General features: G+C 54.0%; 25 protein-coding genes. 4 read left to right on the top strand and 21 right to left on the bottom strand.

Annotation, left to right across the window (positions count from 1 at the left end; genetic code table 11):
* Nucleotides 1-61 precede the first annotated feature (61 nt).
* Nucleotides 62-718: a hypothetical protein gene (locus tag ACIP1G_RS19990; RefSeq protein ID WP_181132502.1), complete on the bottom strand. Its 657-nt coding sequence runs from the start codon at nt 716-718 to the stop codon at nt 62-64.
* A 26-nt stretch (nt 719-744) separates the two neighbouring features.
* Nucleotides 745-930, bottom strand: a complete 186-nt coding sequence (locus ACIP1G_RS19995; RefSeq protein WP_181718144.1) for a hypothetical protein — start codon at nt 928-930, stop codon at nt 745-747.
* 237 nt (nt 931-1,167) lie between these two features.
* Between ACIP1G_RS19995 and ACIP1G_RS20000 the strand changes: the two genes are divergently transcribed.
* From ACIP1G_RS20000 to ACIP1G_RS20015, 4 genes are all read left to right on the top strand, one after another.
* Nucleotides 1,168-1,710 (top strand): site-2 protease family protein, encoded by a 543-nt coding sequence (locus ACIP1G_RS20000; RefSeq protein WP_060515417.1) that lies wholly within the window; start codon nt 1,168-1,170, stop codon nt 1,708-1,710.
* A gap of 59 nt (nt 1,711-1,769) precedes the next feature.
* Nucleotides 1,770-2,180, top strand: a complete 411-nt coding sequence (locus tag ACIP1G_RS20005; RefSeq protein ID WP_060515416.1) for a hypothetical protein — start codon at nt 1,770-1,772, stop codon at nt 2,178-2,180.
* Nucleotides 2,181-2,304: 124 nt separating this feature from the next.
* Entirely contained in the window at nt 2,305-3,096 is a 792-nt protein-coding gene (locus tag ACIP1G_RS20010; RefSeq protein ID WP_060515415.1) for a hypothetical protein, read from the top strand.
* Nucleotides 3,097-3,275: 179 nt separating this feature from the next.
* Nucleotides 3,276-4,262 carry a hypothetical protein gene (locus ACIP1G_RS20015; protein ID WP_060515414.1) on the top strand — a complete coding sequence of 329 codons (987 nt, stop codon included), beginning with the start codon at nt 3,276-3,278 and terminating at the stop codon, nt 4,260-4,262.
* Between the two features lie 418 nt (nt 4,263-4,680).
* On the opposite strand, the gene ACIP1G_RS20020 is transcribed toward ACIP1G_RS20015, so the two are convergent.
* The 19 genes from ACIP1G_RS20020 to ACIP1G_RS20110 all read right to left on the bottom strand — a co-directional run bounded on the left by ACIP1G_RS20020 (nt 4,681) and on the right by ACIP1G_RS20110 (nt 16,157).
* Nucleotides 4,681-5,253: a DNA-binding transcriptional regulator gene (locus tag ACIP1G_RS20020; RefSeq protein ID WP_181132500.1), complete on the bottom strand. Its 573-nt coding sequence runs from the start codon at nt 5,251-5,253 to the stop codon at nt 4,681-4,683.
* 71 nt (nt 5,254-5,324) lie between these two features.
* On the bottom strand, nt 5,325-6,119 hold the full coding sequence (locus ACIP1G_RS20025; protein ID WP_181132499.1) for a hypothetical protein: 795 nt from the start codon (nt 6,117-6,119) through the stop codon (nt 5,325-5,327).
* 136 nt (nt 6,120-6,255) lie between these two features.
* Nucleotides 6,256-6,663 carry a hypothetical protein gene (locus ACIP1G_RS20030; RefSeq protein ID WP_060515411.1) on the bottom strand — a complete coding sequence of 136 codons (408 nt, stop codon included), beginning with the start codon at nt 6,661-6,663 and terminating at the stop codon, nt 6,256-6,258.
* 14 nt (nt 6,664-6,677) lie between these two features.
* On the bottom strand, nt 6,678-7,163 hold the full coding sequence (locus ACIP1G_RS20035; protein ID WP_219856741.1) for a hypothetical protein: 486 nt from the start codon (nt 7,161-7,163) through the stop codon (nt 6,678-6,680).
* A gap of 203 nt (nt 7,164-7,366) precedes the next feature.
* Nucleotides 7,367-7,999 (bottom strand): hypothetical protein, encoded by a 633-nt coding sequence (locus tag ACIP1G_RS20040; protein WP_060515409.1) that lies wholly within the window; start codon nt 7,997-7,999, stop codon nt 7,367-7,369.
* 103 nt (nt 8,000-8,102) lie between these two features.
* Nucleotides 8,103-8,723, bottom strand: coding sequence for a hypothetical protein (locus tag ACIP1G_RS20045; protein ID WP_060515408.1), 621 nt, complete (start codon nt 8,721-8,723; stop codon nt 8,103-8,105).
* A complete protein-coding gene (locus ACIP1G_RS20050; RefSeq protein WP_060515407.1) occupies nt 8,724-8,969 on the bottom strand; it encodes a hypothetical protein in 246 nt (81 codons plus the stop codon). It abuts the gene before it with no gap.
* A gap of 140 nt (nt 8,970-9,109) precedes the next feature.
* Entirely contained in the window at nt 9,110-9,640 is a 531-nt protein-coding gene (locus ACIP1G_RS20055) for a hypothetical protein (RefSeq protein WP_060515406.1), read from the bottom strand.
* A 116-nt stretch (nt 9,641-9,756) separates the two neighbouring features.
* Nucleotides 9,757-10,698 (bottom strand): signal peptidase I, encoded by a 942-nt coding sequence (gene lepB / locus ACIP1G_RS20060; RefSeq protein WP_181132498.1) that lies wholly within the window; start codon nt 10,696-10,698, stop codon nt 9,757-9,759.
* Nucleotides 10,695-10,955: a hypothetical protein gene (locus ACIP1G_RS20065; protein WP_060515405.1), complete on the bottom strand. Its 261-nt coding sequence runs from the start codon at nt 10,953-10,955 to the stop codon at nt 10,695-10,697. Before ACIP1G_RS20065 ends, lepB begins: the two co-directional genes overlap by 4 nt.
* Nucleotides 10,956-10,957: 2 nt before the next feature.
* Complete coding sequence (locus tag ACIP1G_RS20070; protein WP_181132497.1) at nt 10,958-11,698, bottom strand: hypothetical protein; 741 nt, start codon at nt 11,696-11,698, stop codon at nt 10,958-10,960.
* Nucleotides 11,699-11,706: 8 nt separating this feature from the next.
* Nucleotides 11,707-11,949: a hypothetical protein gene (locus ACIP1G_RS20075; RefSeq protein ID WP_060515404.1), complete on the bottom strand. Its 243-nt coding sequence runs from the start codon at nt 11,947-11,949 to the stop codon at nt 11,707-11,709.
* A gap of 152 nt (nt 11,950-12,101) precedes the next feature.
* On the bottom strand, nt 12,102-12,350 hold the full coding sequence (locus ACIP1G_RS20080; protein WP_060515403.1) for a hypothetical protein: 249 nt from the start codon (nt 12,348-12,350) through the stop codon (nt 12,102-12,104).
* Nucleotides 12,351-12,671: 321 nt separating this feature from the next.
* Nucleotides 12,672-13,148 (bottom strand): hypothetical protein, encoded by a 477-nt coding sequence (locus tag ACIP1G_RS20085; protein ID WP_181132496.1) that lies wholly within the window; start codon nt 13,146-13,148, stop codon nt 12,672-12,674.
* A 223-nt stretch (nt 13,149-13,371) separates the two neighbouring features.
* On the bottom strand, nt 13,372-13,530 hold the full coding sequence (locus ACIP1G_RS20090; protein WP_181132495.1) for a hypothetical protein: 159 nt from the start codon (nt 13,528-13,530) through the stop codon (nt 13,372-13,374).
* The gene (locus tag ACIP1G_RS20095) at nt 13,527-13,796 is read right to left on the bottom strand and encodes a hypothetical protein (protein ID WP_023383712.1); all 270 of its coding nucleotides are present in this window, start codon (nt 13,794-13,796) and stop codon (nt 13,527-13,529) included. The genes ACIP1G_RS20090 and ACIP1G_RS20095 overlap by 4 nt, the downstream gene beginning before the upstream one ends.
* 149 nt (nt 13,797-13,945) lie before the next feature.
* Nucleotides 13,946-14,269, bottom strand: a complete 324-nt coding sequence (locus ACIP1G_RS20100; RefSeq protein ID WP_181132494.1) for a hypothetical protein — start codon at nt 14,267-14,269, stop codon at nt 13,946-13,948.
* Nucleotides 14,270-14,371: 102 nt separating this feature from the next.
* Nucleotides 14,372-14,530: a hypothetical protein gene (locus ACIP1G_RS20105; protein ID WP_181132493.1), complete on the bottom strand. Its 159-nt coding sequence runs from the start codon at nt 14,528-14,530 to the stop codon at nt 14,372-14,374.
* Between the two features lie 151 nt (nt 14,531-14,681).
* Nucleotides 14,682-16,157: a DNA cytosine methyltransferase gene (locus tag ACIP1G_RS20110; protein WP_181132492.1), complete on the bottom strand. Its 1,476-nt coding sequence runs from the start codon at nt 16,155-16,157 to the stop codon at nt 14,682-14,684.
* Nucleotides 16,158-16,270 lie beyond the last annotated feature (113 nt).

Raw genomic sequence — 16,270 nt, forward strand, 5'->3', positions numbered from 1 at the left:
GTGGGTGGTTATCGTGAGGCAAAAAAAAGCCACTCCGAAGAGTGGCCGGGGATCATTGGTGTTAGGCAGCTGACTGCCTGTTCTGTTGCTCCCACCATGTGCGGAAGCTGGATACTAGAGAGCAGCCATTGTCTTCAGGCAAGGTGATAACCGCCTTGTTCTCGTGACTGATCTCATGTTCTGGCTCACCATCACGCGAACAGTGGTAGAGCTTGAAGGAGTTACGCGTGTCCAACTGGAAGCAGCACAAAGTGCCCTTCGGCCGTTTGTAGTAGACCCGGCAGAAGCCCGACTCAACAGAGTGGAATGCCAACTGCTCAACCTGTGTGACTTCAACTGGTGGTACCAGGCGGTGACGATGCTCAACGATCAAAGCTCGCAATTCAGTCATATCGATCGAGCGCTTAACGCCATCAGGGAAGAGAACGTCGCCGTACAGTGCTACCAGATCAGAAGCCAAACTGTCCTCAACCAAGTGACAATCTGCGAGGTCCCAGGCTCGGCCAGAAATCCATTCTCGCTTTTCCTCTGGGGTTTCCAGTTCGTCGATATACTCACGCTGCTCTGCCATCGACTCAGCTACTTTGAAGCAGGCTTCATTTTGAGAAACTGCAAAGGCATATTCGGAATATGTCCCCTCATCCTGCTGCCCCCAATTCAGAGTAACTGCGAACAATGCAAGGGCTGGTTGATTAGCTTTTACTTCAGTGCTGCTCATGATCGGTGTTCCTTTGAAAGTTAGTATCAGCCAGCAAGTTTCATATCTTGCTGAAGCGCAGTTTTGCCTTCATTGAAAGCGTTCAACAGTTCCGGGACATCAGACAGGAGTGCATGAGGGGTTTCAGAAGCCCCCCAGCCATATCCCCAGGCAGCATCCTTTGCATCTTGAAATGCGCTGGCTGCTAGTTGAGTGGTTTCCGGAGATTTCATGAGTAGTAGGGCTAGCGCCCATTGAGTTCGAGCGTAAGCCGCAAGCTGAAAACAAGTATTCATACTTCACCAGAGTAGTTTCATAACCATCTGTAATGACGCACACGGACCTGTATTACCATCTGGCCTGTAGTTGTACTGTGCAGTACACAGGACAAGACAAATATCCGGATATTGACTTGAACGTTTTGAAGCTTTGCTAAAGAATTACTGCATCATGTTCTAGGAATGAAAACCATGCTGCCTGACGCACTGGTAACCATCGGGATGTTCGCCATCGCCTTTTTCGTCATTTGGCTGATGCTCGTGTTCTTGCTTTTGATCCACGAAGCCGGGCATCTAATACCGATGCAGCGGTTTGGCATTAAGCCTGACAAACTCATTATTGGCGGATATAAGCTTTTCTCGTTCCGAAAATCCGGGATCATTCATGAAATCGGTTTGATTCCGCTTTGGGCCTATGTGGTCAGTACCGACTATGAAAAGGCGCCCTCAGACCGCCGGGCGATCATTGCTGCAGGCGGCCCACTCATCTCGCTGGCGACCGGCCTGCTGTTTTTCGGTATTAACTACGTCTCGCCGAACTGGCCGACGCTTGTCGCGGCCCAGGGCTCGATCCTCCTAGCAGCGACTAATATCATCCCCTTGCCCCCAATGGACGGGTGGACGATCGTCGAACATTTCTTGAACCGCCGTGGGATCTACTTTGATGACCGGAACAGGAAGGTCCTCATGGGCATAGGGCTTTTGACCATTATTGCTATCACCCTCGCCCTCTAGATTTACAGAACCCTGCTCTGCATCTCCTGGTGCAAGTTCAACCCACCAGGAGATGATTCATGACCACCACTTCCCTCGACGCTACCTCTCAACGCCCAGCTGTGCACCCAAGCTTCTTCGAGGAGGCCTTCAAGAGCTACAACGTACCGCCGAAGATCCGCGCATTTGCAGAAGCATTCTGCATTCGCTTTGACGTTCGCGGCATCTGCGACCCGGCCTATTGTGCAAACTCTGCAGCCCTTAAGCTGAAGATCGGTAATGGTTGCGGGACGTTCGATCACGAGAAAGACCCCGACGAAAACGGCATCCCCCTGATCGGAGAGCAACTGCTGTTCTCATACAGCACCTGCATCCAACGAACAGAGCCGGGCACTACCGCTGACGTCATCAACAGCATGGTGAAAGCAGCCCTCGCCGGCGCAGCTGTAGAGGAGCTTCTGCCTGCGCCAGCAGCCTCAGCTACAAACTGACCATACCCAGCCGCCCTCTTCGAGGGCGGTTTTTTTCGTCCACCAAATGTAGCGATGGCATTACGATACAGGTGGCGTATGTGTTCATGTATCATTCACGCGTCAAAACTATGAGGGACTAACCATGCTCACGAGCCAGCCCCAGCAAGGCATTTCTTCCCCCGCCCATCTGCCGGCCGCCAGCACCTCAGCGGTTAAGTGGTTCTCCCAGGTCACTGTCGAGCTTTCGTATTGGCACGGGAATCAGAGGTTAAAAAACCTCGACCAGTTTGAATGGCATGGTGATGCCGTCATGGCGCCAGCGCTGACCCACGCTCAAAGCAAATGTGATTTCTACAAGATCGACGAATCGTCCTCCCTTGAGCTGTGGGCGTTTCGCTCCCAGTGGCAAGTTGCGAAAGTTCGTGCCGGCGCCGACCAGCACTGGTCGTTTGCGGAAAGCCTCGACCACGTGACAAGAGTCATGGTCAGCCATCATCCCGTCTGGTCATCAAAACACGGAAAAATTTCCCCCCCTGACACCTGGCCAGGGTTCACTGCTACCTTCCAGAAAATCATTTCAGTCGACGCTTGTCGATCGAGAGATGAACTGAATGGGCTAGTCAGTGCAAGTCTGTGCATCTTCGGACAAGGTCCTGAGGCAATGAGTCTCGCTATTACGAATGGTGCCATCCGTGACCTGACCATCACTCGCGTTGGAGCGAACAACCACAGCCCTGGCTGTGAGTTGTTTAAGGTGACGGGTGCAATCGAGGTGGCCATGTCTCCCTACCAAACAGAATCGGGCCTTGACCATCTGGAAGACACCATCCGCAGCTCAGTCGGTATCAAGTTATCCCTTGTCGACGGAGCCACCGCCACGGGGCAACTCGATGCCGCGCAGCGCTCTACGATCTGGGTAGTTGAGCGCAGGTAACGCAGCAATCCTTTAAGAAATACCTTTCGCGTATGCGTACGCGTTATGTATTATTGCCGCGCCAGACAGGTAGCATATCTGTCCGGATGGCTGGTGTCGGCAAATCTGGGTTATGCGCAGGTGTCAGTCATCTCTGTTAGCAAGTTCAACGATCACTGACCCTTCAGGAGGGCACCGCCATGACCGCAGCCGTCGAAAACAGCAGCACCGAACACCAGATGGATCTGGATTTCCGCATGATCATCGCCACTGGCAACATCAAGAAGGCAATGGAAGAAGGTGATGGAAAAAAGAAATTTACCGCCGGCGACCTGTGGAATGTGGCGCCAAGCACCATCAAGGTCATCCCGGGATACAATGTCAGGGAGCGCAATGCCGCCTACCTGGCCAACGTTCAAAAGCTGAAGCAGTCAATCAAAGACAATGGTTTTAAAAAGGATTCCGCTCTGTCGGTCATCATCCGTCGCGATGAAAATGGCGGGCAGTCTATTTGTCTGAAGCGTGGCCATCAGCGGCTTGAAGCCACGCTGGAAGCGATCGCTGACGGTGAAAGCATTCCAACCATTCCTTGCATCATTGCTGCAGATGATTGTTCTGAAGAGGACATGACGGCAGACCTCGTGATCAGCAACAATGGTTCACCGCTTAGCCCGTATGCGACCGCAGTCGTTTGCAAACGCATGACCCGCTTCCACCCCGATGACCATACCGCGATCGCCAAAAAACTGAATCTCTGGCCCGCCCAGGTTTCGGACTACCTCTTGATGATCAACGGACCTATCGAGATCAGGAACTATGTCCGCGACGAAGTGGTTTCCTTCACGCTGGCAGTTCAGATACTTCAAGAGCATGGTCCCAAAGCTCTGCAAGTGATCGAGCAAGGCCTTGCCCGTTCAGCTGCTGCAGGCGGCAGAACAGAGAAGCTGATGCCTCGTTTTGTACCAGGCAAGGTCATCAAGAAGGCAATCACCAACGCAGCACCAACGATGAAAACGGCAATCCTAGAGATTCGGCAAGACAAAGGCTTCAGCCAGCTTTCCCCGGAAAACCAAAAGCGGCTTGAAGATATTCTCGAACAATTCCGCCTGGCGGAAGAGGAAGAGAAAAAACTGAACGTAAACCCGTCCACTGAGCAAGAGCTCAACCTCAAAACTACTGAGGACTAACCATGCCTTCCAGGCTACCCCTACACTTGATGTAGGGGTTTTTTTTGCCTATCGAAAAATGGCCCTCAACTTCGTCCACCAAGTTGTGTGCACCTCATGCCGCTTCAATTGCCCAGCAGCTGACAACTCAAGCCGCACCGAACCGGATGACCCCGTACACATGATCGCGAATCGGGTGAACGACGCGCATGCCTCACAGGCAGCAAGCCCAACCAGCTCGAAGCGATCGCCCGGCTGAGGTCTGATCTCACCCCTCACCAAATGTCCGTTCAAACTACGCCGGCACTGGCCGCAGTCGACTGCGAAGCGGGCAAGTTGAGTACCATCTGAAAAGACGATCGGGAGGCGTAGGTGCAAGGGCTTCACTTGCCTCCACTGGCTGATCGCCCCGTCAATTGTTGAACTGCTACCAACATCCTCACTGCTTGCCACTGACACGGCCCTCGTCGATCGCCTTCATGTACACCTGGACCCAGCCTGGTATCCGCCGTTGTCCTCTTTCCCAATAGCCTACTGCGGCGTAAGCCCACCCCAGCGCATCGGCCAGTTGTGCTTGTGTCCAGCCTAGAACCTCGGCCCTGATGCGCCTGATATCCGCACCGGCCAGGCTCGGGGCGTCGCCGACCAACTCAGCTTGCACTGCAGCGCGGAAGAGTGATCGAGCTGCAACCGGCATATCGGCCCCCTTCTCCCATTTCGATACCAGCCCGGGCGACACGGACAGCATCGAGGCTATAGCTGCTTGAGTCAGGCCTGCTGCATGGCGCTGGTGCGCAAGATCAGTGTGCACGGTTTGGGCGAACTGGATCTGGTGTTCTGTGGCCATGTCGTCGCGATAGCATTGCGCTGCGTGCTTCGCCCGGGAACGGCCGTGGTAGGCTAGGTCGCGAAAATGGCGATCGGCGACAAACTTCCCATCCTTCATCAGTCGAACACGCCAGCCGGCATCAGAAGGCTTCGATGGGCGATTGTCACGGGTGATGCCCTGCATGCTTGAGTCAGTGATGCGCCTAGCAGAGGACACTTCGATACCAGGCGCGGGCTTGGAGTTCTCCATAAGCCTCAATCATCCAGGGAGTCGTTCTGACCTGACTCTTGGGCATCATCACCACCCAAGAACATCCCATTGCTGGAGAGCAGAGCACCACCCAGAACGAGAGCTGACGTAACTGCCAGCGCCGGCACCCCATCCGACTCCCCTGCGTCTGCGTTGGCGCCCTTCGGCCGCGGCTTCACCGGAATCGGGATACTCGCTGCCGCAGTTGCCGTGGGGGCTTGGAGTGTCAGGGGGGCATCAGGACGCTTTTGTGGTACCGGCTTAGGTAGAGGATTGCCCCGTTCTGGCATGAGCAGTGGCACATCATCATCCAGACTGAGCGTGACCTCATTGGCCTGCGCTTTCTCCAGGCTGCTGAAAAGCTCATAAGACCGCGCCATCAACTTGCTGAACTGCTTGTCGGTCATGAGTTCCCCCCTGCGCAGCCCACCCATGTTCCGAATGGTGTCTGTAGTGATGGCGTACAGGGAATCTTGAAGCTCGGTGCGCACCTGGTGCGTCATGAATTCACACTCCAAGGACAGTACTTGTTCCGCTCGGCCGACCTGGGTCTCCAGCTTCTCAAGCGCCTGTAGTTGGCGCTGGATCCGCAGCTCTGCCACTTGTGCCGTAGTTCTGTACCGGTTGAACCTGTACCAGGCGCCGAGGAGGAAAATGGCCCCCGCAGATGCAGCCAGGTACGTAGGCAGTTCGCTCGAAGGCGGGTCTGGCACAAGACTGAAACTGAACGAGTCAGTTGAGATTAGGGACAGTGCGACTGCCCCTGACAGAGACAAAAGAAAAGGTGGTTTTGCAGTCATATCGAGCTCCAACGCTGACAGCTTCACTAGGCTTGCAGATACATAACGCGTACGCGTACCCGAATAGTATCGCCTATGAATTTTTATTGTCACGCTGTAAGAATGAGCTGTCAGGGATTCCCTACCTACCTTGGCATTACATCTGATCGAGCTTGAAAGAATTGGCGCCGGCCACGAGATCACTACCCAGGTTGGCCAGAATCGTGTCCTGCGCTACGGTGGCAACACCATGGCCGCGGATGCCGCCAGTACTAACCCAATAGACCTTACCGGTGCCAGCCTCCTCCACCCGTTTATGAAGCTGCACTGAATAGCTGTAAAGCCGTTCTCCCGGCTGGTAGTCGGCCGTCTCCAGGTATGCGTAAAGTTTGTAGCTGCCATCAAGCTCTACGATTTGCCGTGGCAGGTGCGCTGAAATCGTTTCCTTGACCAGGTCATGGGGGATTTCAGTGGCATTGGAAGAAAGCACCAGTTCGACAGCAGAGGCATTGCATGCGCTGAGTGACGCAATGGCCAGGAGGGCAAGCTTTGTCAATTTGATCATGGGGGGGGTCTTACTCATTCAGTTGATGTGTGGGCGCTGCAATCTGCCGCTGAGATGACCTCTCCGCGAAGGTTCAACATCATCGCGTAGATCGCGACATCGAGCGGATCTCCTTTCTCTACGTGCTCGCGCAGCTCTTTCGAAAGGAAATCAGCTGTGCATGTATCGCCTTCATTCCAGCCAGCACGGCCTTTCGCCCGGTTCCTGGCCATCTTCACCTTCATGTTGAGCGCGATGGCGTCGACGGCCGCATCATCGAGCTCTGTCTCACTGAGCTGGTATGGAGCGTTGTAAGTACGAACAACAGCGGTCGATCGATCAGGCCCAGATACCCTGACATGCACCTCACCGACCTCTTCCAAGGCCGCGTGCACGCCACCTGGGTTCTCCCGATGAGCCACACGGAGCGCATCCAGCCAGATCTGCTCTGTTGTCATGTCGCTGCCGGCTGCTCCTGCAGGCGCAGAGGCCTGGTTCTTCGCGTTGGCCAGAAACAACACGGTATTGCACGCAGGGCAAGGGGGCATCTCATTATGGCCAACGATAGCCCCCTGGCTCGCCACGAAACCATATCCAGCGCATTCAACCGACCCCCCTATTACCGCGCAGCAAGGGGTGTCGGCTGGAGCTGGTGAAGCAAGCGCAGCTGCATCTTGGTGCGCTATTGAGTTCTCTAGTTGCACGAATTCACCTGAGACACCGATCAGAGGAACACCGAGGTGCCGCCCGCTGGGGGTTGCGCTTGGGATGGTTGAACTGCCGGCGACTCACCCGTCGACACTGGGGGCGAGGACAGAAGCGCAGACGCTTCCTGCCGGGCTTGGTGGATGACTGCGGGATTAATTGCCTTCCAGTAGCAATAGGCCGAACGGGAGTTCTCGTGCATGGACAGGTCACGCTTGCGCATCAAATGCTCGATCTCCGAAACCACCCAGTGGCCAGCGCCAAAAGCTTGATCCTTGCCCGAAAGCCAGAAGTTGGCATCAGTGATCTTGAAGAGCATCTCGAAGACAGCCAGCGCCACAACTGCCACTGGATCAGTACTGCACTTCAGACGGGCCATGATCGGACCGAGAGAGCGTATATGAGCCACGCGGAGCGAATTGGCCCAGGAAACAGAACGAGGGCGGCCCACCAGCTGGGGCAAAGTGATCTTATAGAAGCCCTTTGCTTGGGGCTTAACCAGGTCGCGGATGTGGGCGCTGCAATCCCCGCAGAGAGTGCTGTTGGCGTAGAGGCGATCCTGCCGGCGCCCGCTCATCCCTGGAGAGGAAAAGCTGAACAGATCAATGTGCCCACAAAGGCACTTGGTTGGAGCAGTAATGTGAGCCGCCATGGACACCTCCAGAAGTTTTGCCGGCGAAAACCACCGGAATCGATCTGAAGCATAACACGTACGTATACGATATGGATCACTTGATTCTGTGAATTTCCCTTCCCTAGGCGGCCGGCAGCAGCGACAGGATTAGGGGGCCAAGCTCCTTGGCCGTGTAAGCACCGGATATAGCCATCTTGACGCGAAACGGGATGGGCTTACGCCCCGTGCGGATCAGAATGAAATCCTCCAGTGACAGGCCGATTCTGGACGCCTGCTCACTGTCACTCAGCCCAGAGATCGCTGCCAAACCATCGAAGAAGGCACTGACCAGGTCTGGTGAACCGCCGGCGTCAAGGCGATCGAAGAAACCGTATACCAATGTCTCGCGGACCACCTGTGACTGTTGATTGGCCGCCTCCACTGCCTCCCGAATGGGCTCTGGCAATGCTGCGAGCAAAGTCGACAAGGTCACCTCCACACCCATCGCGCCCAGCGTGCGTATGCGCGCTGGAGGAGGCAACGGGCGCATGTGCACTCGGCATTGGCGGATCATGGAGATGCTGATGCCAATTTCTTTGCTAAGCCGGGTATCCGCCCAGCCCTGCTCGTCGCGGAACTGGTCCATCAGCTGGGCCCAGGCAACATTGCTCAAACCGCTATCCGCCGATTCGAAAAAGAGATTGCGAGAGCTCAGGTTGGCTGCCGCCTCGGTACCGCTGCTCCCTTCATGAAGGTCGAACATCTATTTGCTTCCGTTCGGTTCTGCAGCAACCTGGTCATCCAGCTCAACAGGAGCGGCCACGAAAGAGCGAATGATGAGGTACAGGGCCCCTCCGACAAGACAAAGGAAGACGCCCTTAAAAATGAGCTGGGGGGAAATCTGCACCACGCCGGCGCCAACAGCCATGGTAGCCAGCAGGCCCATGACTACGACGACAAGAGCAACCACGACGCGAATGATCAGAGAATGTGAAGAACGGCTATCCATGACTAGGCCCTTTCGATACGTAACGTGTACTGATAATACTGGATGAGTGCATATCAGTACAACGCCATGTGTGACCCCTCGGAGCCCAAAGGTCCGAGGGCAAAAAAAACCCGGGCACTTGGCCCGGGCATACAGCTGGTTTACAAACTGGCCACCCCAAGCGGGATGATTGGCGAGGTAACGGCATGCAGTCCGAAACCGTTCCCCTCGATGCTTACCGAAGCAGTCTTGATGCGAATAGCCCCCAGAATTCCGACATTGGAATTGGAAACGATGCGCTCCTGGCCAGTCTGCGTAACTGAAACAGGTTCGAAATCGGCGCCCATGTCATTGGCCAGCAACTGGTTGATGCGTTTAACCATTTCGGATGCAGCTTCGTCGGCAAGACCTTCTGCCGAAGCGGAGTCAAAGCAGATACCGATCACCTCTGCATCCGCACCAGACTCGTCGTCATCCTGGGACAACACTACGTGGGCCGTGGCCTTCAGTTCACTGGAGCTCACCAACTCGGCGAAGACTGTCGATCGATACGCTTGCTCAAGTTCAGCGAGCTCAGCGTCACGTACCGTTCCTGCAGGGTACGACCCCACCTGGTGCAGCAGGTTACCGCGAGAATCGACTGCAGCTGCTGCGAGTTGGGCATATTTGATTGCGGTGTCATGGAAGTTCATGCGTTTCTCTCCTGAAAGGTGGGTGCAAGGCCTTGCGTTGCCTTACAAACAGGTAATGAGGAACACGGGGGTGTATTCTTGCGTTGCTCCATGACAGCTTGCTCCTTGATAGCGAATCAGCGAGATATTCGACTGAATTCCAATCTGCCGTTAGTGAAATCAAGATCAAGAATGGCGCGACCTATTATTTCCTTGTCCGAGACAAAACCCCAGTAGCGGCTGTCCAAGCTATTGGGGCGGTTATCACCCAGTACAAAATAAGAACCGGCAGGAACAGTACATGACAAGCCTGACACGCTTCTCTCACAGCCGGGAATGGCAGGAAAGTCAGTGCTTACACCAAAGTCACTGCTGCCAGGGTCTTTGATCGTGCCGATTTGTAAGTCCTGAATTTTCTCCAGCGTATAAACGGCTTGTTTGAGCTTTCCGCTAGCTTCATCTTCGTAAGCAAATGGCTTCTCGCCCAGATGTACCGCCGGTGCATTATTAATGGCTAATACACCACCTTGATAAGTGATGTGGTCACCGGGGACTCCAACCACACGCTTGATGTAAGGCTTAGACGGATCGAGTGGGAATCGGAAAACCACAACATCCCCAAGTTTCGGTGGTCGGCCTTGCGTGATTGGCTTCGGAACGAATGGTAATCTCATACCATAGGTGAACTTATCGACTACAACGACACTACCCACCACAAGTGTGGGGCGCATTGATGACGACGGAACAAGGTATGGCTCGGCGACAAAGGATCGGAATAGGAGCAGGAACACGGCAACAGGCGTCAACTCCACCAGAAAGGCCACTACCCCTTGCGTGAAGTGATGCCGGCCTTTAGCTCCCAGATATCGTTCATACATCCAAAACGGCAGCCCAAGGACTGCTGCAGTCGCGAGCAAGGTCGCCATGTCCAAAAATGTGCAAAGCAAAATGTATGGGCCAAGCACCGCAGCGGCGCACCCGAGGGAGTAGATCCAGGCTGGTCCATGGGCCTGATACTTTTTGCGACACAGCGCCGGAGCAGCTACCGTCAAGCCAACCCCGATCAAGAACAGACTCATAGGTATTTGCCCATCTTTACATGGTAACGATAGATAACTAGGCGGATTATGAACAGAGCGACAAAAAAACCACCCATTGCCCAGCCAATAACCTTGACCCAAAAGCCGTAGCTGTAAGCAGGGATGATTTCGAACTTTTCCAGGAGGAAATCAGTTAAGGATCCAACCACCCAGAAGAGCGCTGCAACCACCCACCCATTCATGAGAAGTTGAATATTATACTTTACGCCATTGGGCTGCTTCGATTTTGCGAGCATATTTACTCCGCTGCTATAAACGACCACCCTGCACGGCTTAGCGCGCATTTGTATCCGCTCAGCGGCTTGATCAACAAAGTAGACTCAAGTGACGCAGCAATACAATCAAAGTGATAGCTGTAGTATAAAGAAAGCTTCTCCACGTCCGCTCTAAGGGCTCGCCAGTATGCCTCGTAATGCCGGCTGCCTAGAACTGGAGCAGTATTTTCGTATTGGAGAGGAAACGGCTGCAGGGTTAGCAGCACCAACCGGAATTTCGATCGAAGCCAGGTGCATGAAGCTTCGATAATAGACTCGCTCTGTTCTGACGACCTGAATTTGTCGCGAACTTCCAGCCGGGTTATAACAAAGACGCTGCCAGCTTCGAGCACAGCAGAGAAGTCCTGGTGGCAGGTTCTCACCAGCTCGTGAACCAGCTTCTGGACGGTCTCGCTGACCAGATCGCAAGCCTCAGCCAAGGAGTATCGCTTCCCCTCCCCACTGGACAACAAAACCGCGTCCAGGACAGCGACTGGTACAGCCTCTGACTTCGATAGCAGCCAGGCTGTAACCAGTCGCCCTTCACATACCGCAGAGCCATCAAATACATCCCCTGAAAGGCTCAGCTCCACGGCATAGCCACCTGCGAGCTCTACGCGCTCAACCACCCCGCGGTGCATCGGTATCTCGCTGTAGAAACCGGTGTCGATCAGGCTTCGCACATACGGGCGGCAGGGGATGACTTGCGCCAGGCTGGCAGGCACAGTGAAACTCAGCGCAGACCGGTGCCAGCACGAGCCTGCTCACTGGCCTTGGCCTTTCTACGGTCGGCCATTTTCATCAGCTGCACGAAGAGCACCGCCATCATCAGGACCGCGATCAGCACGAAAGCGAGTGCAGGGGTGATGTGGCCAATCTTTGCCCACACGAAAACGAAAGCCGCCAGTGCCAGGGCTGCCGGCACTTGGCCGACAATGTTCAATGTACGCATGGCCCAAAATTGGATTCGTTGCATTTCAAGCTCCTTGAATTGATTGATAACACGTACGCATAATACAAGAAGAATCTATATGCTGCTAGCCATTCGATGTCATGATGCCGCCACAAAAAAAGGCCTCAGTTCACAGTAATGAACCGAGGCCTTGTGGTCACCGACCAGGGAGTGACTTACAGAGGGTTGAAAATCGAATAGAAGCACACGGCCAGTGCAGCTGCGCAAAGGGCCGAGCAAAGCCAGAGCAGGATATTGACATCGCGCAGCGAGCGGTCAGCAAAGCCCTGAATGGCCTGGGCCTGCTCAGGGCCAGAGGCGTTTTTCACACTGAAAAGAGCTTTCCGGCGCTTGATTGCGATCGAGATGATCACGGCCAGCACCACAACGGCGATACGAGCGAGCATGTCGGTAGTGATAGTCATAGCGGTTCCTCAGGTTGGGTTGGATACAGAACAGGTAAACGACTTACTTAGCGAGAGGTGGCATCACGGCTGCCGCCCCCTTGTTGAGTCATGGTTTTGATGGCTGCTAATACTGGGTCCCTGGGACCGGTATCCTCGCCCTCGCAATGGGTCCGGTGCTCACCTGGCTTGATCAGGCAGTACCGCCCCACCGGCTTAACTGCTGCTACCTCGAAGCCACGCTGGGCCCAAGGTTTGAACAGAATCAGGCCGACAGCAGCAACAGCGCAGACAGTGGCAACGGCAGCTATAGCGATGCGCAGAGAGAAGAATCGCCCTCGACTATTCACCGACAGCAAGCTCCACCCCGGTCGACAGGCTGATCATCTGAACTGCAAGGTCTGGGTTTATCAGCCCTTTGGACGCGAGCCCCCTGATCTGGCCGGAGAAGAACTGCACGAAGAATCGTTGCGAGGCGTGCACGCTTTGCTCTGCCCCACCGTGTTCCTTCACCTGGTCACGGCGCTCGATGGCAGCTGCAGCTGAGCTGGCGATAGCGCTGGCCAAGTCCGCAGCAACACCGTCACCGCGAGACTGCAACCTTTTAACGTCCAACTGCGCAAGGACCTCATGTGAGAGGTGCAAGCTTGCTAAACCCTCACCGTACCACCCGTCATACACCGTCACACCGTGCTCGTCGGTGGCGAGCACGGTGAGAAAACGGGAGAGCTGGTGCGTATGATCGTCACCGACAGCCAGCTTGGGTGGATTGGTTACCTCGTAGCCGGCGCCGACCTCGAATTCGAGAGAGTTGGCCAAATTGAACGCTCCTATCGGTTCCTGAAATGTGCAGTCCGCATAATACATAACGCGTACGCATACGGCGATAGATTCCTTTAGAATCTGCCGACTCTCCATCCAGACCTTGCCCCCACCCAGGAGGCTCCCGGGCGGTACCGAGAAATCAGATCCAAAAAAAGACCCACCATCTAGGATGGTGGGTCGGATTTAGCGTTACTTTATAGGTAGCTCTGCTGAGCGTTTATTTGGATTGCAGCGGCTTGCTGTTTTGGTCTGCACCATACTTCACGCGCCTGAACTCATCCTTGATGGCAGCTACAGCTCCCATCAATGGCGCGAAGAAGATTCGTGGTGCCTGCCTTGCAGCGTTAGCGAACTCAGACCCAAATGTTTGATTCATTCAGCAAACTCCTTGATTGCTCGGGCTGCCCCAATGCATATAAAGACGAAGAAAAGACCAGCATCTACAAGCACAATGGCATGCTCAAGCAGCCCTAGGATCAGTAAGGTAAAGTCGCTGATCCCGAACTTAGCCAAGTATTGGACCAAATGGTTAAGCAGAACTGCTGGCACCATGATGATCAAGAAGATGATAGTACCGACGAAGCCATGAGCTCCGAAGTGAGCGATCGGGCTCCACCAAGGTTTTTTGTGGGTTTTGGACATCTGTTACTCCTGAAAGGACCTGGGGCGGTCGTTGAGAAATCCCATAGGCCTTCTTGCGGTAGACCTAGCCCTTGGAGATGCGTAACGCGGGTCTGTAATTGGTAGGCACAAAAAAGCCAGGCATAACCTGGCTGGGTGGTACATCTCAATCAGCTCTGCCTGGACTGCCGCAGCCGGCCTGGTGTGAATTTCCCCGAGAACGAGAACCCCAGATCCTTCACACGTTCACGTACTTTGAGCTTATTGGGCTTGTCACCCCGCTCCTTGTGAAGCTCGACATGCTCAGCCTCTACCCTCAGCAAGAACTCGACGTCCTTTTGGCACAGCTCCAACGACCGCTCCAATTTTTTTCGGTCTGAAAATTTCTTTCCGATCAGAGCGGCTGATGCCGCAGCCAGGACAGTACTGACGATAGCAGCAAATGCGTTTATCAAAGCGGATTGCACCGCAGGATCGTTGATTGCGAGAAGCATGGTGGGCCCCTGAAAGTTAACTTGCTTCAAGGGGATGCTTCACAGAAACCAGTAAATTCCAGGCACAAAAAACCCGCTCAATCGGCGGGTTTTTCGTGAGCATCAGTGTTTAGGCGTCGTTTCGCCTGGGCGGTCACCACCCGAAGCCTTTGCCATCTCAGCCTTGATAGCTTTATAGGCACCAACCAAAGGCGCAAAATAGATGCGTGGTGCCTGTTTTGCAGCACTCATAAACTCAGAAGCGAAAGTGATATTTTTCATGTGTTTGCCTCCTCTCTGGGAAAACTAGTAACCAATGTATAGCAAAATACGTCAGTACCTTCAAGCGTCTGAAACAATTTCATCGAACAAAGAAAACCCGATTCGCATAAGCGAACCGGGCATGTGTGGCGTTTAAGGCGAAACCTAGCAATCAGATCAGCAAAGCCAAGGTTCCAGTTTGGAGTTTGTCGACTTCAGCACCAACCGAATCATCCGTGCTGGCTTGAGCGGGTCGAGTGGGAAAGTTAACAACATTGTTGCGTGAAACCATGACGGCCCTGCCGATTTCCTCACCTACAGATACGAACTTTGGAAAGCTCACGCTTTGACCGCAGATCTCATGCCCAGTAGTTTCAGAAACACCATCGGTGAGCCCAGCTGGAATTCCTTTAAGTCTCTCGTGCTCGGACTTTTTGAATAGCCTGCTGAGGTTTGGATCCTCTGGATGCACCAGGAAGGGTTCAGTACTCCGGCCTTTGGCATACCCGCGACACAATACACCACAACCATCTTCTTCACCTGTTAAAAGTTGACGGGCGAACCCTTTTCCTGCAGCCAGATCTCTAACTTCTTTCTCCGCAAGATATGAGTATTCCTTCCAAGATCCATCATTGAGAGGAACCGGATCGAGAATATCGTTAATACATGACTCACGGACTTTGTTAACCTTGAGATTATCGAAAGAAAAACCATCTCCAATCCCAGGAGTCATTGCCACAACCACAAGCCGCTTACGGTGTTCGAGCGTACCAAAATCCCAGCCATCCAGAATAGCTTCATGAACCACATAGCCAAGATGTGTGAAGACGCTTCGAATAACGGACATCGATGCAGTGTTAGCGTACTCGCCTACGTTTTCAATAATTGCAATGCACGGATTTACATGACGCAACCAGTTCAAATACTCGACGAACAGTGCGCCGGCATCAGAATGACCTTCTGCGAATGCAAGTTTGTTTTTGCTCCTGCCGCTCTTACTTGCCCCTACGCAGGGTATACCTCCGACAAGTATTTCGCAAAGTGGCGTATTTTCACTCAAGTAAACATCCCGAACATCGGAGTTAATAGCGATTGAGTCCTCTGTCCAAATATCGACATTGTTACGCATTGAGCAGTCGAGATATTCACTTTCCATCTCAACGCCAACCTGCACAAACGAGCCGACACCGGCCTTCACCATGCCTGAGTGCAATGCGCGGTCGAGGACCCCGCCCCCGTGGAAGAGCGAAGCTACAGCGAGCTTTTGACCACGCTCTAACTTTTCCTTCATGCGCTTGAGGCGCTCGCGGATCTTAGTTTGAATCTGCAAAGCAGTGATCACAATCCGGCCACGACGAATCGCAACACGGACCTTATGGTCATCTTCAAAGACTTCGCGGAGTTGCTCAGATCGCAGGTCAATTACTGGATGTACAACCCCATTACGCTCGCGCTTAGATACACTGATGCACTTCCCGGCGAAGCCGGTTGGAACCTCAATTAGTTCAAGGCGTCGGGCTACCTTGTCAGACTTAATCGAGTATTTCTTGCCGATCTGAATACCAGCTGTCAAAAGGTGACGGCCCTCCATAAAGACCCGTGAAACGCCCTTCGACTCGCCGATTTTTGCGTTAATGATGGTGGTCATTGTGCTGCTCCAAGTAGTCGGCACAGCTCCCCTGACGGGGACTGGGCCCGATCGGGGGAATGACAAACTGGTTGTCCGTACCTACCTGGAATGCAGAACAGGGCTCCATACTT

Source organism: Pseudomonas sp. NPDC089392 (genome assembly GCF_044749595.1).
Taxonomy (GTDB): Bacteria; Pseudomonadota; Gammaproteobacteria; order Pseudomonadales; family Pseudomonadaceae; genus Aquipseudomonas.